Below are 1,741 nucleotides of genomic sequence, written 5' to 3' on the forward strand. Positions count from 1 at the left end.
CCACGACCACGACGGCCCTGCGCTCGATACCCGCGACTGCCCGGGCTTCGTCGGCACGCTGCGCGCGCAGATGCTGCTCGATGGCAGCGACCCGCGCCACGCGCAGGCCCTCGCCGAGTGGCGGGCGCTCGCGCCGCCGGATTCCGAGGCCGGCGCCTCGGTGCTGGTGCTCGGCATCAGCAGCGGCCGGACGCTGCACGGGCTGCTGCAGCTCGAATGCCGGCGCACTGCGGCTGCCCGCGTCTGGGGCATCGACGAACTCGGCTTCGCGCGCTCGGTCTGCGACCTGCTGGCGCTGACGCTGGTCACCCGCGCGCTGCGCCGGACCGTCGCCGAACTCGAAGCCTCGCAGCAGCGCTACCGGGCGCTGTACGAGGACATCGACACGCTGGCCCGCGAGCGCCTGCAGGCGCTCGAAACCCACCAGCAGCGCATGCACCAGATGCAGCGCCAGTTCGTGTACATGGCCTCGCACGAGCTGCGCACGCCGCTCGCGATCATCGACAGCGCCGCCCAGCGCATCCTGCGCCGCGCCGACAACCTGTCGCGGACCGAACTGGTCGAGCGCATCGGCAGGATCCGCGCGGCCGTGTCGCGCATGGGTTATCTGGTCGACTCGACGCTCGATGTCGCGCGCTTCGAAAGCGGCACGGTCAGTTACCGGCCCGGACCGGTCGACCCCGCGGCGCTGCTGACGCGCGTCTGCCAGCAGCAGCAGGAACTCGCCCCGCACCACCGCATCGCCTGCCGGTTCGAGGCGCTGCCACCCAGCATGAGCGGCGACGCCGGCCTGCTCGAACAGGTGTTCGCCAACCTGCTCAGCAACGCCGTCAAGTACTCGCCCGATGCCGACGAGATCGAGGTGCATGCCTTTGCCGATGCCACGCGCCTCGTCGTGCGCGTGTGCGACCACGGCGTCGGCATCCCGGCCCAGGAGATGCCGCGGCTGTTCGAGAAGTTCTTCCGCGCCAGCACCGCGGTCGGCATCCCCGGCACCGGCATCGGCCTGAACATCACGCGCCAGATCGTCGACCTGCACGGCGGCATCCTGACGGTCGACAGCCACGTCGGCACCGGCACCACCTTCACGGTCAAGCTGCCGCTGCCGTCCGCGGCCTGAGCCGGACCGTCCTCCTCCCCGGCTGCGCGCCCCTCCAAAAAAAAGCCCGGCATCGAAGCCGGGCTCAAGCAACCACCAAAGGAGGAGAAGAGAAACATCACGCGGATGTCGGGGAATAGTGTCGGCACGCGCGGCACACGCGGCAAACGACGGATATTCACGCTGGCCTGAACTTTTTTGTACCGGACAAAAAAAGGCCCGGGACGGCCCGGGCCAAAACAACCACCAAAGGAGGAGAAGCGACATCCGGGTAGGATGCCGAAGCCAGTTTGCCCGCCGATGCTGCATTGCACAAACCATCTGGCCTGATGCGCGCATGAAAAAATCTGAACCGTCAGGCCGGGCTGACAACCCTGCCTGGCAATCCGGCCGCTCCTCCGTCGGCGCATGACGCCGGCTTGCGGCCCTGAGCCTCATTAAAATTTTTTGATTCAGTCACTTGCATCCTCCACCGCTCCGGGATGCTGACGATCCCGCCCTGCCAGTGGATACCGGCCGCTACACTGGCCCGTCATCCGTACACCGACTAGACTGCGCTTCTGATGCATCGCACCACAGGGAAGTGTCATGTCCGCGTCCCCCGAGCCTCGCCGTCCCCCGCTGCCCCGTCGTCCTGTCCGC

1 protein-coding gene is annotated in these 1,741 nt (G+C 67.9%); it reads left to right on the forward strand.

Features of this window, described 5'->3' with window-relative positions; translation table 11 throughout:
• Positions 1 to 1,120, forward strand: a 1,120-nt coding sequence (locus PKE44_RS06870; RefSeq protein ID WP_324549398.1) for a HAMP domain-containing sensor histidine kinase, incomplete at its 5' end; no start/stop codon positions are given.
• Positions 1,121 to 1,741: the final 621 nt, after the last annotated feature.

The sequence above is a fragment of the Plasticicumulans sp. genome (genome assembly GCF_035331805.1).
Taxonomy (GTDB): Bacteria; Pseudomonadota; Gammaproteobacteria; order Competibacterales; family Competibacteraceae; genus Plasticicumulans.